This is a genomic window from Enterobacter sp. A103 (genome assembly GCF_034427535.1).
GTDB classification, from domain to species: domain Bacteria; phylum Pseudomonadota; class Gammaproteobacteria; order Enterobacterales; family Enterobacteriaceae; genus Enterobacter; species Enterobacter asburiae_B.
Window position 1 is genome coordinate 1 of record NZ_JAXQPQ010000003.1, and the last position, 15,255, is coordinate 15,255.

General features: G+C 54.7%; 16 protein-coding genes and 1 rRNA gene. 8 read left to right on the forward strand and 9 right to left on the reverse strand.

Features of this window, described 5'->3' with window-relative positions; all coding sequences use genetic code 11:
- Window positions 1-1,133: ribosomal RNA gene (locus SPH27_RS10435) — 16S ribosomal RNA — on the reverse strand; the annotation flags it as partial.
- Window positions 1,134-1,500: 367 nt separating this feature from the next.
- Complete coding sequence (gene gmhB / locus SPH27_RS10440; protein WP_048974968.1) at window positions 1,501-2,067, reverse strand: D-glycero-beta-D-manno-heptose 1,7-bisphosphate 7-phosphatase; 567 nt, start codon at window positions 2,065-2,067, stop codon at window positions 1,501-1,503.
- Between the two features lie 188 nt (window positions 2,068-2,255).
- On the opposite strand from gmhB, the gene metN reads away from it, so the two are divergent.
- The 6 genes from metN (at window position 2,256) to proS (ending at window position 7,835) form a co-directional block, all read left to right on the forward strand.
- Window positions 2,256-3,287, forward strand: a complete 1,032-nt coding sequence (gene metN, locus SPH27_RS10445; protein WP_023310475.1) for a methionine ABC transporter ATP-binding protein MetN — start codon at window positions 2,256-2,258, stop codon at window positions 3,285-3,287.
- A complete protein-coding gene (locus SPH27_RS10450) occupies window positions 3,280-3,933 on the forward strand; it encodes a methionine ABC transporter permease MetI (protein ID WP_014168730.1) in 654 nt (217 codons plus the stop codon). The genes metN and SPH27_RS10450 overlap by 8 nt, the downstream gene beginning before the upstream one ends.
- Window positions 3,934-3,973: 40 nt before the next feature.
- A complete protein-coding gene (gene metQ / locus SPH27_RS10455) occupies window positions 3,974-4,789 on the forward strand; it encodes a methionine ABC transporter substrate-binding lipoprotein MetQ (RefSeq protein WP_014168729.1) in 816 nt (271 codons plus the stop codon).
- 106 nt (window positions 4,790-4,895) lie between these two features.
- Window positions 4,896-5,300 carry an Rcs stress response system protein RcsF gene (rcsF, locus tag SPH27_RS10460; protein WP_063440181.1) on the forward strand — a complete coding sequence of 135 codons (405 nt, stop codon included), beginning with the start codon at window positions 4,896-4,898 and terminating at the stop codon, window positions 5,298-5,300.
- The gene (gene tsaA / locus SPH27_RS10465; RefSeq protein WP_182072879.1) at window positions 5,297-6,004 is read left to right on the forward strand and encodes a tRNA (N6-threonylcarbamoyladenosine(37)-N6)-methyltransferase TrmO; all 708 of its coding nucleotides are present in this window, start codon (window positions 5,297-5,299) and stop codon (window positions 6,002-6,004) included. The genes rcsF and tsaA overlap by 4 nt, the downstream gene beginning before the upstream one ends.
- Window positions 6,005-6,116: 112 nt before the next feature.
- Window positions 6,117-7,835, forward strand: coding sequence for a proline--tRNA ligase (gene proS, locus SPH27_RS10470; RefSeq protein WP_182072880.1), 1,719 nt, complete (start codon window positions 6,117-6,119; stop codon window positions 7,833-7,835).
- Window positions 7,836-7,882: 47 nt separating this feature from the next.
- Here the strand turns inward: proS and nlpE are convergent, their stop codons facing one another.
- Genes nlpE through SPH27_RS10485 form a run of 3 tightly spaced genes read right to left on the reverse strand, consistent with a single transcriptional unit; the run spans window position 7,883 to window position 9,580 of the window.
- Window positions 7,883-8,581 carry an envelope stress response activation lipoprotein NlpE gene (nlpE, locus tag SPH27_RS10475; protein WP_039260572.1) on the reverse strand — a complete coding sequence of 233 codons (699 nt, stop codon included), beginning with the start codon at window positions 8,579-8,581 and terminating at the stop codon, window positions 7,883-7,885.
- A 34-nt stretch (window positions 8,582-8,615) separates the two neighbouring features.
- Entirely contained in the window at window positions 8,616-9,038 is a 423-nt protein-coding gene (gene arfB, locus SPH27_RS10480) for an alternative ribosome rescue aminoacyl-tRNA hydrolase ArfB (RefSeq protein ID WP_182072883.1), read from the reverse strand.
- Window positions 9,035-9,580, reverse strand: a complete 546-nt coding sequence (locus SPH27_RS10485) for a YaeQ family protein (protein WP_047060067.1) — start codon at window positions 9,578-9,580, stop codon at window positions 9,035-9,037. The genes arfB and SPH27_RS10485 overlap by 4 nt, the downstream gene beginning before the upstream one ends.
- A gap of 196 nt (window positions 9,581-9,776) precedes the next feature.
- Here SPH27_RS10485 and SPH27_RS10490 point away from each other — a divergent pair, with 196 nt between their 5' ends.
- Together SPH27_RS10490 and rof are read left to right on the forward strand one after the other, a co-directional pair.
- Window positions 9,777-9,977 (forward strand): YaeP family protein, encoded by a 201-nt coding sequence (locus SPH27_RS10490; RefSeq protein ID WP_006173580.1) that lies wholly within the window; start codon window positions 9,777-9,779, stop codon window positions 9,975-9,977.
- Window positions 9,964-10,224, forward strand: coding sequence for a Rho-binding antiterminator (gene rof, locus SPH27_RS10495; RefSeq protein ID WP_008501890.1), 261 nt, complete (start codon window positions 9,964-9,966; stop codon window positions 10,222-10,224). Before SPH27_RS10490 ends, rof begins: the two co-directional genes overlap by 14 nt.
- Before the next feature lie 28 nt (window positions 10,225-10,252).
- Here the strand turns inward: rof and tilS are convergent, their stop codons facing one another.
- From tilS to accA, 4 genes are all read right to left on the reverse strand, one after another.
- Window positions 10,253-11,542, reverse strand: a complete 1,290-nt coding sequence (tilS, locus tag SPH27_RS10500) for a tRNA lysidine(34) synthetase TilS (protein ID WP_182072881.1) — start codon at window positions 11,540-11,542, stop codon at window positions 10,253-10,255.
- A 58-nt stretch (window positions 11,543-11,600) separates the two neighbouring features.
- The gene (locus tag SPH27_RS10505) at window positions 11,601-11,990 is read right to left on the reverse strand and encodes a VOC family protein (protein ID WP_023334583.1); all 390 of its coding nucleotides are present in this window, start codon (window positions 11,988-11,990) and stop codon (window positions 11,601-11,603) included.
- Between the two features lie 65 nt (window positions 11,991-12,055).
- Window positions 12,056-14,188, reverse strand: a complete 2,133-nt coding sequence (locus tag SPH27_RS10510) for a lysine decarboxylase LdcC (RefSeq protein ID WP_182072882.1) — start codon at window positions 14,186-14,188, stop codon at window positions 12,056-12,058.
- A gap of 100 nt (window positions 14,189-14,288) precedes the next feature.
- Window positions 14,289-15,248, reverse strand: coding sequence for an acetyl-CoA carboxylase carboxyl transferase subunit alpha (gene accA, locus SPH27_RS10515; RefSeq protein ID WP_023310466.1), 960 nt, complete (start codon window positions 15,246-15,248; stop codon window positions 14,289-14,291).
- Window positions 15,249-15,255 lie beyond the last annotated feature (7 nt).

Here is a 15,255-nt window from a genome sequence, read left to right on the forward strand (position 1 = left end):
ACCGCTGGCAACAAAGGATAAGGGTTGCGCTCGTTGCGGGACTTAACCCAACATTTCACAACACGAGCTGACGACAGCCATGCAGCACCTGTCTCAGAGTTCCCGAAGGCACCAATCCATCTCTGGAAAGTTCTCTGGATGTCAAGAGTAGGTAAGGTTCTTCGCGTTGCATCGAATTAAACCACATGCTCCACCGCTTGTGCGGGCCCCCGTCAATTCATTTGAGTTTTAACCTTGCGGCCGTACTCCCCAGGCGGTCGACTTAACGCGTTAGCTCCGGAAGCCACGCCTCAAGGGCACAACCTCCAAGTCGACATCGTTTACGGCGTGGACTACCAGGGTATCTAATCCTGTTTGCTCCCCACGCTTTCGCACCTGAGCGTCAGTCTTTGTCCAGGGGGCCGCCTTCGCCACCGGTATTCCTCCAGATCTCTACGCATTTCACCGCTACACCTGGAATTCTACCCCCCTCTACAAGACTCTAGCCTGCCAGTTTCGAATGCAGTTCCCAGGTTGAGCCCGGGGATTTCACATCCGACTTGACAGACCGCCTGCGTGCGCTTTACGCCCAGTAATTCCGATTAACGCTTGCACCCTCCGTATTACCGCGGCTGCTGGCACGGAGTTAGCCGGTGCTTCTTCTGCGGGTAACGTCAATCGACAAGGTTATTAACCTTATCGCCTTCCTCCCCGCTGAAAGTACTTTACAACCCGAAGGCCTTCTTCATACACGCGGCATGGCTGCATCAGGCTTGCGCCCATTGTGCAATATTCCCCACTGCTGCCTCCCGTAGGAGTCTGGACCGTGTCTCAGTTCCAGTGTGGCTGGTCATCCTCTCAGACCAGCTAGGGATCGTCGCCTAGGTGAGCCGTTACCCCACCTACTAGCTAATCCCATCTGGGCACATCTGATGGCAAGAGGCCCGAAGGTCCCCCTCTTTGGTCTTGCGACGTTATGCGGTATTAGCTACCGTTTCCAGTAGTTATCCCCCTCCATCAGGCAGTTTCCCAGACATTACTCACCCGTCCGCCGCTCGTCACCCGGGAGCAAGCTCCCTGTGTTACCGCTCGACTTGCATGTGTTAGGCCTGCCGCCAGCGTTCAATCTGAGCCATGATCAAACTCTTCAATTTAAGTTTGATGCTCGTGAATTAAACTTCGTAATGAATTACGTATGTTCACTCAGAGACTTGGTATTCATTTTTCGTCCGAGGACGTTAAGAATCCATGTCACTTTGAGTGCCCACACAGATTGTCTGATAAATTGTTAAAGAGCAGTGCAACGCGGCTTTCGCTCACCGTTGCGAGGTGGCGTATATTACGCTTTCCTCTTGCAGAGTCAACCCGTTATTTCAGAATTTTTCTCTTCAACCGACCGGGTTGTCTGTGAAGTGATTCACATCCGCCGTGTCGATGGAGGCGCATTATAGGGGGCGGCCGAGGAATGACAAGCGGAAAAATGCATTTTTATTTCAACCGCTCATCTTTTCACCAAAAAGGCTATTTTTGGTGCTTTTTAATCTCTTTTGGCAGATCGGCCAGACTATTAATTACCCAATCCGCTGCATTTTCTGCTTCTGGCGTCACTGGCTTACCGGTGCGAACTAATATTTTGGTTCCTACACCCGCCGCTGCTGCTGCCTGCATATCTTCCAGTTTATCGCCCACCATATAAGAAGCAGACATATCAATGTGCAGGAACTCCTGTGCAGAGATGAACATCCCAGGATGCGGCTTACGGCAGTCGCAGGTCTGACGATACGCATCAACGGTTCCCTGCGGGTGGTGCGGACAATAGTAGATGCCGTCGAGATCCACACCGCGGTCGGCTAGCGACCAGTCCATCCATTCCGTCAGCGTCTCGAACTGCGCCTCGGTGAATTTACCGCGTGCAATACCGGACTGGTTCGTCACAACCACCAGCGCATAACCCATCTCTTTCAGCTGGCGCATGGCATCTATTACGCCCTCGATAAACTCGAACTCATCAATCTCATGAACATAACCGTGATCCACATTAATAGTGCCATCACGATCGAGAAAAATTGCGGGTACTGATTTTGCCACCGGTTTGCTCCTGAAAAAGGCATGTTCGACTAGTATCTCATGAATCGCAGCGCAATAAAGTGCTCATCGTACAGAGTTGGATTGATTTAGACGTCTGGATGCCTTAACATCCGTTTTGTTTACGGTCATCACCCGTATCTGGCAGAAGAAAATGCCACGGCTAACTTACATACGATAAAAATAATCTAATGATTAAACTTTCCAATATCACCAAAGTGTTCCAGCAGGGGAACCGAACCATTCAGGCGCTGAACAACGTCAGCCTGCATGTTCCTGCTGGTCAAATTTATGGCGTCATTGGCGCATCGGGTGCAGGTAAAAGCACGCTGATTCGTTGTGTTAACCTGCTTGAGCGCCCAACCCAGGGCAGCGTAGAAGTTGGCGGCCAGGAACTTACCGCCCTCTCAGAGAAAGAACTCACCAAAGCGCGTCGTCAGATTGGCATGATCTTCCAGCACTTTAACCTGCTGGCTTCCCGCACCGTGTTCGGCAACGTTGCCCTGCCGCTTGAGCTGGATAATACGCCGAAAGAAGAAGTGAAGCGTCGCGTCACCGAACTGCTCGACCTCGTGGGTCTGGGCGATAAGCATGATAGCTACCCGGCAAATCTGTCCGGTGGGCAAAAGCAGCGAGTGGCCATTGCCCGCGCGCTGGCAAGTAATCCTAAGGTACTGCTGTGTGATGAAGCCACCAGCGCACTGGATCCGGCAACCACGCGTTCGATTCTGGAACTGCTGAAAGACATTAACCGTCGCCTGGGCCTGACGATCCTCCTTATTACGCATGAGATGGACGTGGTGAAACGCATCTGCGACTGCGTGGCGGTCATCAGCAACGGTGAACTGATCGAGCAGGACACGGTAAGTGAAGTCTTCTCGCATCCGAAGACGCCGCTGGCACAGCAGTTCATCCAGTCCACGCTGCATCTGGATATTCCGGAAGATTATCTGGAGCGTTTGAAAACCGAACCCGCAGCAGACAGCGTCCCGATGCTGCGCATGGAGTTCACCGGTCAGTCCGTTGACGCTCCCCTGCTTTCCGAAACCGCGCGTCGCTTTAACGTGAACAACAACATCATCAGCGCGCAGATGGATTACGCCGGTGGCGTGAAGTTCGGCATCATGCTGACAGAAATGCACGGCACACAAGAAGAAACCCAGGCCGCGATTGCCTGGCTGCAAGAACACCACGTAAAAGTAGAGGTACTGGGTTATGTCTGAGCCGATGATGTGGCTGCTGGTTCGCGGCGTTTGGGAAACGCTGGCAATGACCTTTGTCTCTGGCTTCTTTGGTTTTGTGATTGGCCTGCCGGTCGGCGTATTGCTGTACGTGACGCGTCCGGGTCAAATCATTGAGAACGCGAAACTGTACCGTACGCTCTCTGCGCTGGTGAACATCTTCCGTTCTATTCCCTTCATTATTCTGCTGGTGTGGATGATTCCGTTTACCCGCGTGATCGTCGGAACGTCTATCGGTCTGCAGGCGGCCATCGTTCCGCTGACCGTGGGGGCCGCGCCGTTTATCGCCCGTATGGTGGAAAACGCCCTGCTGGAGATCCCAACCGGTTTGATCGAAGCCTCACGCGCGATGGGCGCAACGCCGATGCAGATCGTCCGCAAAGTTCTGCTCCCGGAAGCACTGCCGGGCCTGGTGAACGCGGCAACCATCACGCTCATCACGCTGGTCGGTTATTCCGCAATGGGTGGCGCAGTTGGCGCTGGCGGTTTAGGCCAGATTGGTTACCAGTACGGCTATATTGGATATAACGCTACCGTGATGAATACCGTTCTGGTATTGCTGGTTGTTCTGGTTTATTTAATCCAGTTCTCCGGCGATCGCATCGTCCGGACCGTTACTCACAAATAACGTTACACACAACACAAACTCTACGAGTTAAGGATAAAACATGGCGTTTAAATTAAAGACCTTTGCAGCAGTAGGCGCGCTGATCGGCTCTCTGGCACTGGTGGGTTGCGGTCAGGACGAAAAAGATCCAAACCACATTAAAGTGGGCGTTATCGTGGGTGCAGAACAACAGGTTGCTGAAGTTGCTCAGAAAGTGGCGAAAGAGAAATATGGCCTGGACGTTGAGCTCGTGACCTTCAACGATTACGTTCTGCCGAACGAAGCGCTGAGCAAAGGCGATATCGACGCTAACGCCTTCCAGCATAAGCCATACCTGGATCAGCAGATCAAAGATCGTGGCTATAAACTGGTGGGTGTTGGTAACACCTTCGTTTATCCAATTGCCGGTTACTCTAAGAAAATTAAATCGCTGGACGAGCTGCAGCCGGGCTCTCAGGTTGCCGTGCCTAACGACCCAACCAACCTTGGCCGTTCCCTGCTGCTGCTGCAGAAAGTGGGCCTGATCAAACTGAAAGACGGTGTTGGCCTGCTGCCAACCGTTCTGGATGTCACCGAGAACCCGAAAAATCTGAAAATTGTTGAACTGGAAGCACCGCAGCTGCCACGTTCTTTGGACGATGCGCAGATTGCCCTGGCCGTGATCAACACCACCTATGCCAGCCAGATTGGCCTGACGCCGGCTAAAGACGGTATCTTCGTTGAAGATAAAGACTCCCCGTACGTTAACCTGATCGTGACTCGCGAAGACAACAAGGACGCGGAAAACGTGAAGAAATTCGTTCAGGCTTATCAGTCTGATGAAGTTTACCAGGAAGCCAACAAAGTGTTTAACGGCGGCGCTGTTAAAGGCTGGTAATCTCACCTCAGTGTAATATCATCAGGACGGGCTTATGCCCGTCTTGTCATTTGTGCAGTCAACTGATTCAATATCTGACGTTTTGATTATCCATTGAGGAACTATTATGCGTGCTTTACCGATCTGTCTTTTAGCACTCATGCTGAGCGGCTGTTCTATGCTAAGCAGATCTCCCGTTGAACCTGTTCAAAGCACGGCAACCCCGCCAAAAACCGAGCCTACGAAACCGAAAGTGGTTCGCCCTGCGCCGGTTCGCATTATCACGAAAGCAGACGAACTCGTCGGTAAACCGTTCCGTGAACTGGGCGAAGTGAGCGGCGAATCCTGTCAGGCGACCAATCAGGACTCACCACCAAATATTCCGACAGCGCGTAAACGTATGCAGATTAATGCCGCAAAAATGAAAGCCAACGCGGTTCTGCTGCACAGCTGCGAAGTCACCAGCGGCACGCCGGGCTGCTATCGTCAGGCGGTTTGCATCGGTTCTGCGCTGAACATCACGGCGAAATGAGTGCATTTCAGTTCGAGCAGATAGGCGTTATCCACTCTCCTTATAAAGAGAAGTTCGCCGTCCCCCGCCAGCCCGGTCTTGTGACCAGCGGAAGCGGTGAGCTTCACCTGATTGCGCCTTACAATCAGTCCGATGCGGTACGCGGGCTCGAGGCTTTCAGCCATTTATGGGTGGTGTTCGTGTTTCACCAGACGATGGAAGGCGGCTGGCGTCCTACCGTGCGCCCTCCTCGTCTTGGCGGAAATGCGAGAATGGGCGTGTTTGCGACCCGCTCGACCTTCCGCCCAAACCCGGTTGGCATGTCGCTGGTTGAACTGAAAGGCATACGCTGCCAGAAAGATCGGGTGATACTGGAGTTAGGTAGCCTGGACCTGGTAGACGGCACGCCGGTAATCGACATCAAACCCTATCTGCCCTTCGCCGAAGCCCTCCCGGACGCGCGTGCAAGTTATGCTCAGGACGCGCCGCAGGCGGACATGCCTGTTTATTTTACGCCTGAGATAACCGCGCAGCTCGGTCAGCTGGAGAAACGCTATCCTCGCTTACGGGATTTCATCACTGAAGTTCTGGCACAGGACCCGCGTCCGGCCTACCGTAAAGAAGAGGAAGAAGGAAAAACGTACGCCGTCTGGCTGCTCGATTTCAACGTTCGCTGGCGCGTCACCGGGGCAGGTTTTGAAGTGTTTGCCCTTGAACCCAGGTAATTTTGTTCTCCTCTCTTTTGGCATCTTTGCCACACTGGTAAACTAAACCACTTTTTTTGTGTCAGGCTGGTGTTTCAGCCTGTTCCAATCGTCGAAATGGAACCGTAACAACATGCGTACTAGCCAATATCTGCTCTCCACTCTGAAGGAGACGCCTGCCGACGCCGAAGTGATCAGCCATCAGCTGATGCTGCGCGCCGGGATGATCCGCAAGCTGGCCTCCGGGTTATATACCTGGCTGCCGACCGGCGTGCGCGTCCTGAAAAAAGTCGAAAACATCGTGCGTGAAGAGATGAACAACGCCGGTGCTATCGAGGTGTCCATGCCTGTGGTTCAGCCCGCTGACCTGTGGCAGGAGAGCGGCCGTTGGGAACAGTATGGTCCTGAACTGCTGCGCTTTGTCGATCGCGGCGAGCGTCCGTTCGTTCTCGGCCCAACGCATGAAGAAGTCATTACCGACCTGATTCGTAATGAGCTGAGCTCTTACAAACAGCTGCCGCTGAACTTCTTCCAGATCCAGACCAAGTTCCGTGACGAAGTTCGCCCGCGTTTCGGCGTTATGCGCTCTCGCGAATTCCTGATGAAAGATGCTTACTCTTTCCATACCTCTCCGGAATCACTGCAAGAGACCTACGACGCAATGTATGCGGCGTACAGCAAAATCTTCTCCCGCATGGGTCTGGATTTCCGTGCTGTGCAGGCTGATACCGGCTCCATCGGCGGTAGCGCATCCCATGAGTTCCAGGTACTGGCGCAGAGCGGTGAAGACGATGTGATCTTCTCTGACTCTTCAGACTACGCGGCGAACATCGAATTTGCAGAAGCGCTGGCGCCAAAAGAACCACGCGGGGCGGCAACGCAAGAGATGACGCTGGTTGATACGCCAAACGCTAAAACCATTGCCGAGCTGGTTGAGCAGTTCAATCTGCCTGTCGAAAAAACCGTGAAAACGCTGCTGGTGAAATCCACCGAAGGCAGCGCTTACCCGCTGGTTGCCCTGCTGGTGCGTGGCGATCACGAGCTGAACGAAGTGAAAGCCGAGAAGCTGCCGCAGGTTGCCAGCCCGCTGACCTTCGCAACGGAAGCGGAAATCCGCGCCGTGGTGAATGCGGGTCCAGGTTCACTGGGTCCAGTCAATCTACCGGTGCCTGTTGTCATTGACCGCACGGTTGCGGCAATGAGCGACTTCTCCGCAGGTGCGAACATCGACGGTAAACATTACTTCGGCATCAACTGGGATCGCGACCTGGCGACGCCGGAAGTGGCTGACATCCGTAACGTGGTTGCAGGCGATCCAAGCCCGGACGGCCAGGGTACCCTGATGATTAAGCGCGGCATCGAAGTGGGTCATATCTTCCAGCTGGGTGATAAATACTCTCGCGCGCTGAACGCGGCTGTTCAGGGTGAAGATGGCCGTAACCAGATCCTGACCATGGGTTGCTACGGTATCGGGGTGACGCGCGTGGTGGCTGCGGCGATTGAGCAGAACTACGACGAACGCGGCATCGTCTGGCCGGACAATATTGCGCCGTTCCAGGTGGCTATTCTGCCAATGAACATGCACAAGTCTTACCGCGTGCAGGAGCTGGCCGAGAAGCTGTATGCCGAGCTGCGCGCTCAGGGTATCGAAGTGCTGATGGATGACCGTAAAGAGCGTCCAGGCGTGATGTTTGCCGATATGGAACTGATCGGTATCCCGCACACCGTCGTCATCGGCGACCGTAACCTCGACAGCGATGAGATTGAATACAAATACCGTCGCAGCGGCGAGAAACAGATGATCAAGACCGGCGACATTCTTGATTACCTGGTGAAAGCCATCAAAGGCTAAACAAAAAACCCCGCTCAGGCGGGGTTTTTTAATGGCGCAGCGTCGGCTTATTTACTGTTACAGTCTTTACCCGCAACAAACTTCGCGTCTTTATCTGCCACCAGCGTTTTCACCATCTCCCCGCTATCCGGGTTTGGCTCCAGCGTAAAGTGACCGTCAACCGTCAGCAGTACCGGCTTACTGTCATTGCCGCGTGCCACAGCGTAATCACGTTCAAGCTGCGCATTGTTTGCCACGCTGACCTTCCTGCCGGTTGCGCAGTCGGTAAATATCGCCGCATCCGCCATATAGAAGTACATCCCCCGCATTGCCATCGGCGTGGCAGGCAGAGCCGCTTTTACCGGCGCCAGCGTGTAGTTGAGCTGGGATTCAATCGGGTTGCCTTCGCGGTCGAGCATCTCCATCCCCTCGCCTTTGGCGCGGAAAAAGGTTTTCTCACCGGAGGTATCCGTCAGGACCAGCTTCTCTGCCGTACGCGCCCATGTTCCATAAGTTGCAAAAGAAGAAGGCTCTTTAGCGCCCTGATAGCGCTGATTCATCACCCAGGTGCCATCTTTTTGCAGGAACAGAGACGTTTCAATGCCTTCACAGTCCGCGCAAGGCAATACGCCGCGCCAGCTCTGCTGCATCGGTTTTAATTCTTCCGTTTGCGTGGGTTGTAAAACCTGCGTTTCGGAGCGGTTGTTACACCCAAAAAGCGCAAACAGCGTACTCACTGCCAGCGCTGACCATAATGCTTTTTTCACAATGAATTCCTTATGAAAAGTGTGTTCCCTTTCGTCACTCTGTCGGGCGACGAACTTTACCGCGTAGTGCTTTCACTGTGGATTTTTGGGCCTTCGAGGACAACCGACGCTCTTTCGATGCGCGGGTTGGCCGCGTTGCCCGGCGGCTTTTTTGTACTGCCGTTAGCTCTTTGATGACCGCCACCAGCCTGGCTAGCGCCGCTTCCCGGTTGAGCTCCTGGCTGCGGTACTCCTGGGCTTTGATCACAATCACGCCATCGCTGGTGATCAGGTGATGGCTGGCGGCAAGCAGGCTTTCTTTATAATACTCTGGCAGGCTTGAGGCCCGAATGTCAAAACGCAAATGGATAGCCGTCGACGCCTTGTTGACGTGCTGCCCGCCAGCCCCCTGCGCACGGATGGCGGTGATCTCCAGCTCGTTGTCAGGGATGCTGACGTTTCGGGACAAGACGATCATGACGCGGGTTGCCACGCCGTTAAATGAATTTCCAGATTATTCTGAGAATCAGAGAGCCAGATGGCACCATCCTGAATCGTCGCCTGCAAAACCATGGTCCGGCTGGCAAATTCGCTCAACTGCGCCAGCTGCTCATCGTCCAGATACCAGACCGTGAGATTTTTAAACTGTCCGCACTTGCCCTTGTTTTGCTGCCACCAGATCTCCGCAGCGCGCTGATTATACGCGAATAAGGCCACTTCAGCGGACTGGGTGCAGGCCTTCTTAATTCTGCGCTCGTCCGGCAGGCCGAGTTCGATCCACAAATCGATACCCAGATGATCGTTGCGCAGCCAGGCTTCAGGCTCGTCTTCTGCGCTTAACCCACGGGAAAACTGCAGACGCTCGTCGGCATACTTAATCCACGCCAGCAGGCGCAGCATCATGCGCTCCTGGGTTTCGGAGGGGTGGCGTGCCAGCGTAAGCGACGCATCGAGGAACTGGTTGCGATCCAGATCGGCCACATTGACCACAGCTTTATAAATTGTCGCTTTCAGCGCCATGAGAGAACTCCATTCGAATCAGGCGCACATTGTAGCGAAAACCGCGGCAAAAGGCTGTTACAGGGTGTTAAATACACCGCTATCAAGGCCCTGATATTGCTTAAATGAGTATGGTATAGTCACCTTGCTAAACCGAGTTTATCTTCGTAGGCTTAATGATATCTCACAGTAAGTCAGTGCGCTGGCGGGAGGGGATGTGAATAATTATTGTGAGTTAATTCGCAAACGGTATGCGGAAATCGCCAGCGGAGATCTGGGGTATATCCCGGACGCGTTGGGCTGTGTATTGAAGGTGCTTAATGAAGTGGCCTCTGATGAGAGCCTTTCAGAGTCGGTCAGGGAAAAAGCAGCGTATGCTGCGGCGAATTTACTGGTGAGCGATTATGTCGATGAATGATACTTATCAACCCATCAATTGTGATGACTATGACAACCTCGAACTCGCCTGCCAGCATCATTTATTACTGACGCTGGAGCTAAAAGATGGCGAAGTGTTGAAGGCGAAAGCCAGCGATCTGGTTTCACGAAAGAATGTGGAATACCTGATAGTGGAAGACGCCGGTGCGACGCGTGAGCTGCGTCTGGACAAAATAGCCAGCTTCAGCCACCCGCAAATCGGCACCGTCGTGGTGAGCGAATCCTGATGACACTAACGGGCAGCCTGGCTGCCCGTTACGCTTTCTGCCACTCAAAACGAACGCCCTCTTCTGACCACCCCTCTTCCGTGATGAACCCCCCTGCCGCAGCGATAAGCGTTTCACCGTAGAACAGTAGCGGCGTGGTGTCGCGCAGCCACGGCGGCACGTTACACTCCTGCCATATTTTCTTCAGCTTCCGTCCCCCGTTGCGCCCGACGATATGCAGCAGGCCGCCAGCCTTAAAGCGCACGGTGACAGGTTCATCGGGCTTCGGCAGCCGCACATGACCAGACGACAGAAGAGAAACGCGTCCTGCCTCACAGGGCAATATCAGGGGCGCGTCAGGAGAAAGCCAGTCGAGCACCACATCGGTCAGAGAGGGCATGGATTTTATCCACCAGAGCTCCCCTTTATAACGTCTAACCTCAAAACCGTTCAGGTGGACGCACGGAGAAGCATCATCCCGCGCCAGTGCGACTTCGTCCCAGATACGGCTCAGCATTGTCCGCGACGGCATCGCGGCGCGATGAAAGGCCAGCCAGCGCCGTAACAGCGCGGCGCGACGTACCGGGCTCATCGCTTTCATCGGTGCGATCGCCAACGCCCCGTCGGCAGAAATGAGTGCAGCCAGCTCGTCGCTCAACAGTTCATCCAGCAACGATTCCTGTTCGGCGCACAGCATGGCGCTTCTTGCCGTCGCGTCGGCGAAATGCGGCCAGCGCTCGCCTAAAAGCGGGAGGACGCGCAGACGCAGGAAGTTACGGTCATAGCCGTCATCCTGGTTACTCTCATCTTCGATCCAGTTCAGCTGATGTTCTCGCGCCCAGGCTTCCAGTGAGGCCCGCGTCTCGCCAAGCAGCGGACGCAGTAACGTTGTGCCGGCAAATTCAGAACGCGTCGGCATGGCAGAAAGTCCCGCCGGGCCGCTGCCCCGCTTAAGGGCCAGCAGAAAGGTTTCACACTGATCGTCCAGATGCTGGGCCGTGACCAGCGCTTCTCCAGGACGTAATGCCCCGGCAAATGCGGCATAGCGGGCTTTCCGCGCCTGCGCTTCGATGCCCAGCCCCTCCTCCGCAAGCGTGACGCGCTCAACGATGAGCGGGATCGCCCAGGCCGCACACAAGGCTTCACAGTGCACCACCCACGCCTCTGCGTGAGGACTTAATCCGTGGTGAATATGCATCGCCCGAAGCTGGACGTCAGGTTCCCGATCGCGCCAAAGCTTAAGGCGATGCAGCAACACGGTAGAATCCAGGCCACCGCTAAACCCCACCAGCAGCTGGCGGTACGGTGAAACGGCTTGTGCGATAGCGGGTAAGGTCATAGGAGATTACACATAAAAAATGCCCGAACTGAGCGGGCATTATCACACAGGACAACCATTACTGCTGATAAAGCTCCAGCGGCAGGCCGTCCGGATCGTTGAAAAAGGTAAAGCGCTTGTCGGTGAACGGATCGACGCGTATCGCTTCGCACGTCACGCCGTGCGCTTCCAGATGCTTAACTGCGCTATCCAGGTCATCGACGCTGAAGGCAAGATGACGCAGGCCGCAGGCTTCCGGGCGGGACGGACGTGCAGGCGGAAAAGGAAAAGAGAAGAGCTCAATCACATATTGCCCGTTTAACGCCAGGTCGCCCTTCCAGGAGTCGCGCTCCTCGCGGTAGGCCTCGCTCATGAGCGTAAAGCCCAGGATGTCGCAGTAGAAGGCCTTACTTTTCGCGTAATCGGTCGCAATGATCGCAATATGATGAACAGCTTTTAAACCCAGCATAGCTTCTCCTTTTTATGATGCCTGAACGTTACAACCGAAAACCCGCGCCTGGCAAGCGGTCACCCTTATTTTAGGACTCGCACCCAGTAAACGCCGCTCTCGTCGCGCTTCGCACCGTGGATATCCGTCTCAAAACCGGGATAGTGGCGCCCGACAGAGCAGAGCATCAGCAGGAAATCGAGCACGGCCCGACTCTCTTCGGTAATCATCTCTCCCGGCATCAGGAGCGGAACGCCCGGTGGGTAAGGCAGGATCATGTTAGCCGATACGCGCCCGACCAGGTTTTCCAGCTCGACGGTTTCGACCTCCCCTTTCACCTGGCGCTGCCATGCCTTGTGCGGGGTAAACTTCATCTCCGGTAAGACATCGAACGCCTGAAGCATCAGACGCGGCAGATCGTGCTGACGGATCAGCCTGTGGATCCCCTGGGCCAGATCCTGAATGCGCATATTTCGATAGAAGTCGGGATCCTCCGCGTAGAGATCCGGCAGCATGTTCTTCACCCGCAGGTTGAGATCGTAGGCCCGCTTAAACTCCATCAGGCCGCGCAACAACCCCATCGCCCGGGTTTTGTCGATCCCGATGCTGAACAGGAACAGCAGGTTATAGGGACCGGTTTTCTCCACCACCACGCCACGTTCATCAAGGAATTTCGCGACCAGCGCGGCCGGAATACCTTCATCGCTCATCTTGCCCTGCTCATCCATGCCCGGCGTCAGGATCGTCACTTTTACCGGGTCGAGGAACATATGGTCGCTATCGGCATCCCGGAAGCCATGCCAGTCTTCGCCGGGCGAGACGGGCCAGCATTCTGCTTCATCAATCTCTTCCGGCTGCCAGATATCAAAGAACCAGCCGTCGGCTTCGTCTTTCAGCCGCTGCACCTCTTTACGGAAATGCAGCGCGCGTTCCACCGAACGATTGATGAGACGCTTACCGGGATTGCCGCGCAGCATCGCCGCGGCCGTTTCAATAGAGGCCACCAGCGGGTAGCTCGGCGAGGTGGTGGTGTGCATCATAAAGGCTTCGTTGAACGTGTCTTCGTCGTACTCGCCTTTGATGTGAATAAGCGAAGCCTGGGAAAACGCCGCCAGCATTTTATGCGTCGACTGCGTTTCGAAGAACACTTTCCCCGGCACCCGTTCACCGCTCATGCCGCTTTTGCCTGCGTAAATCGGATGGAAATTAGTGTAAGGCACCCATGCGGAATCGAAGTGGATCGACGGCACGTCCAGCGTCTGTTTGATCCAGTTCGTGTTGTACAGCAAACCGTCGTAGGTGGAATTGGTGATCACCGCATGGACAGGCCAGCTTGCGCCAGGAATTGCCGCGACCTTACTTTCAATGGCGTCATGGGTGAACTCCCGGCGCGGAATGCCGCCAAGAATACCGAGCGCGTTACGCGTGGGCGACAGCCAGAGCGGTACGACGTCGCTCATCATCAGCAGGTGTGCCAGCGATTTATGGCAGTTACGGTCAATCAGCAAGGTGCTGCCAGCAGGCGCAGCGTACATCCCGACAATTTTGTTCGAGGTCGAGGTGCCGTTGGTCACCATATAGCTCTGCTCGGCGCCAAAGGTGCGGGCGATATACTCTTCGGCTTCAAGATGCGGGCCGGTGTGATCCAGCAGAGAGCCTAGTTCGGTGACTGAAATAGACACGTCCGCTTTTAGGGTGTTGCCACCGAAGAAATCATAGAACAGGCAGCCCACCGGGCTTTTTTGATAGGCCGTTCCCGCCATATGACCTGGCGTACAGAAGGTATATTTCCCCTCCTTCACGTAGGTGAAGAGCGCACGGGTAAAGGGGGGAGTGATGTTATCGAGATATTCATTCGTGTATTGCTGAATGCGGGTCGCAATATCTTCCGCAACGCCGAGGGAATATTCAAAGAACCACAGCGCCATACGCATATCATTGGCGCTGACGTCCATGGTTGAGTGGGTATTGATAAACGCGTACAGCGGGAGGTATTCGTTCAGCTTGTTGATGTCGCTGCACAGTTCGAGATCGTATTCGTCCCAGTCGAAGATCACGCCGCAGATACGCGGGTTATGCTCGATGAACTTCAGCAGATCGGCGCTGTTGTGCGGCCAGATTAGCTGATACCCGCGCGACTGCAGGGATTGCTCCAGCTCCTTAATCGGCTCATCTTTATAAAAGACGCCGTGTGGCCCCATAATGGCAATGATATTCATGGGCTTCCTCCTTAAAAAACATTAGCTAAGCATAGTCCGGCTAAACCGCAGGTATAAAAAAAGCCGCAACATTGTGCGGCTTTTCAGATAATTGTGAAGCTTACGCGTAACCGTAGGTCATCAGACGCTGGTAGCGGCGGTTGAGCAGATCGTCTTTGCTCAGCACGTCCAGATCCGCCAGGTCAGCCAGCAGCTGCGCTTTCAGAGAAGCCGCCATTACTTCCGGCTTACGATGCGCACCACCCAGCGGTTCCGGGATGATGGAGTCGATCAGCTTCAGCTCTTTCAGGCGTGGCGCAATGATGCCCATTGCTTCTGCAGCCAGCGGCGCTTTGTCGGCGCTTTTCCACAGAATGGACGCACAGCCTTCCGGAGAGATAACGGAATAGGTGCTGTACTGCAGCATATTCACTTTATCGCCCACGCCAATCGCCAGCGCACCGCCGGAACCACCCTCACCGATAACGGTACAGATGACCGGCACCTTCAGACGAGACATCTCGCGCAGGTTGCGCGCGATGGCTTCAGACTGACCGCGCTCTTCCGCGCCCACGCCAGGGTATGCACCCGGGGTGTCGATGAAGGTGATGATTGGCATGTTGAAACGCTCAGCCATCTCCATCAGACGCAGGGCTTTACGGTAGCCTTCTGGTGCTGGCATACCGAAGTTACGACGGATTTTCTCTTTGGTTTCACGACCTTTCTGATGACCAATGATCATCACCGGGCGTCCGTCCAGACGCGCGATACCACCAACGATAGCTTTATCGTCAGCGTATGCGCGATCGCCTGCCAGTTCGTCAAATTCGTCAAACGCCAGGCGGACATAATCCAGGGTGTACGGACGCTGTGGATGGCGAGCCAGCTGGGCCACCTGCCATGCGCCGAGATCGGCAAAGATTTTGCGGGTCAGCTCTACGCTTTTCTCGCGCAGACGATGCACTTCTTCGTCGATGTTAATATCCAGTTTTTCATCCTGACGGCTTACCGCTGTCAGAGAATCGATTTTCGCTTCCAGCTCAGCAATCGGCTGTTCGAAATCAAGGAAATTCAGACTCATAGTATTC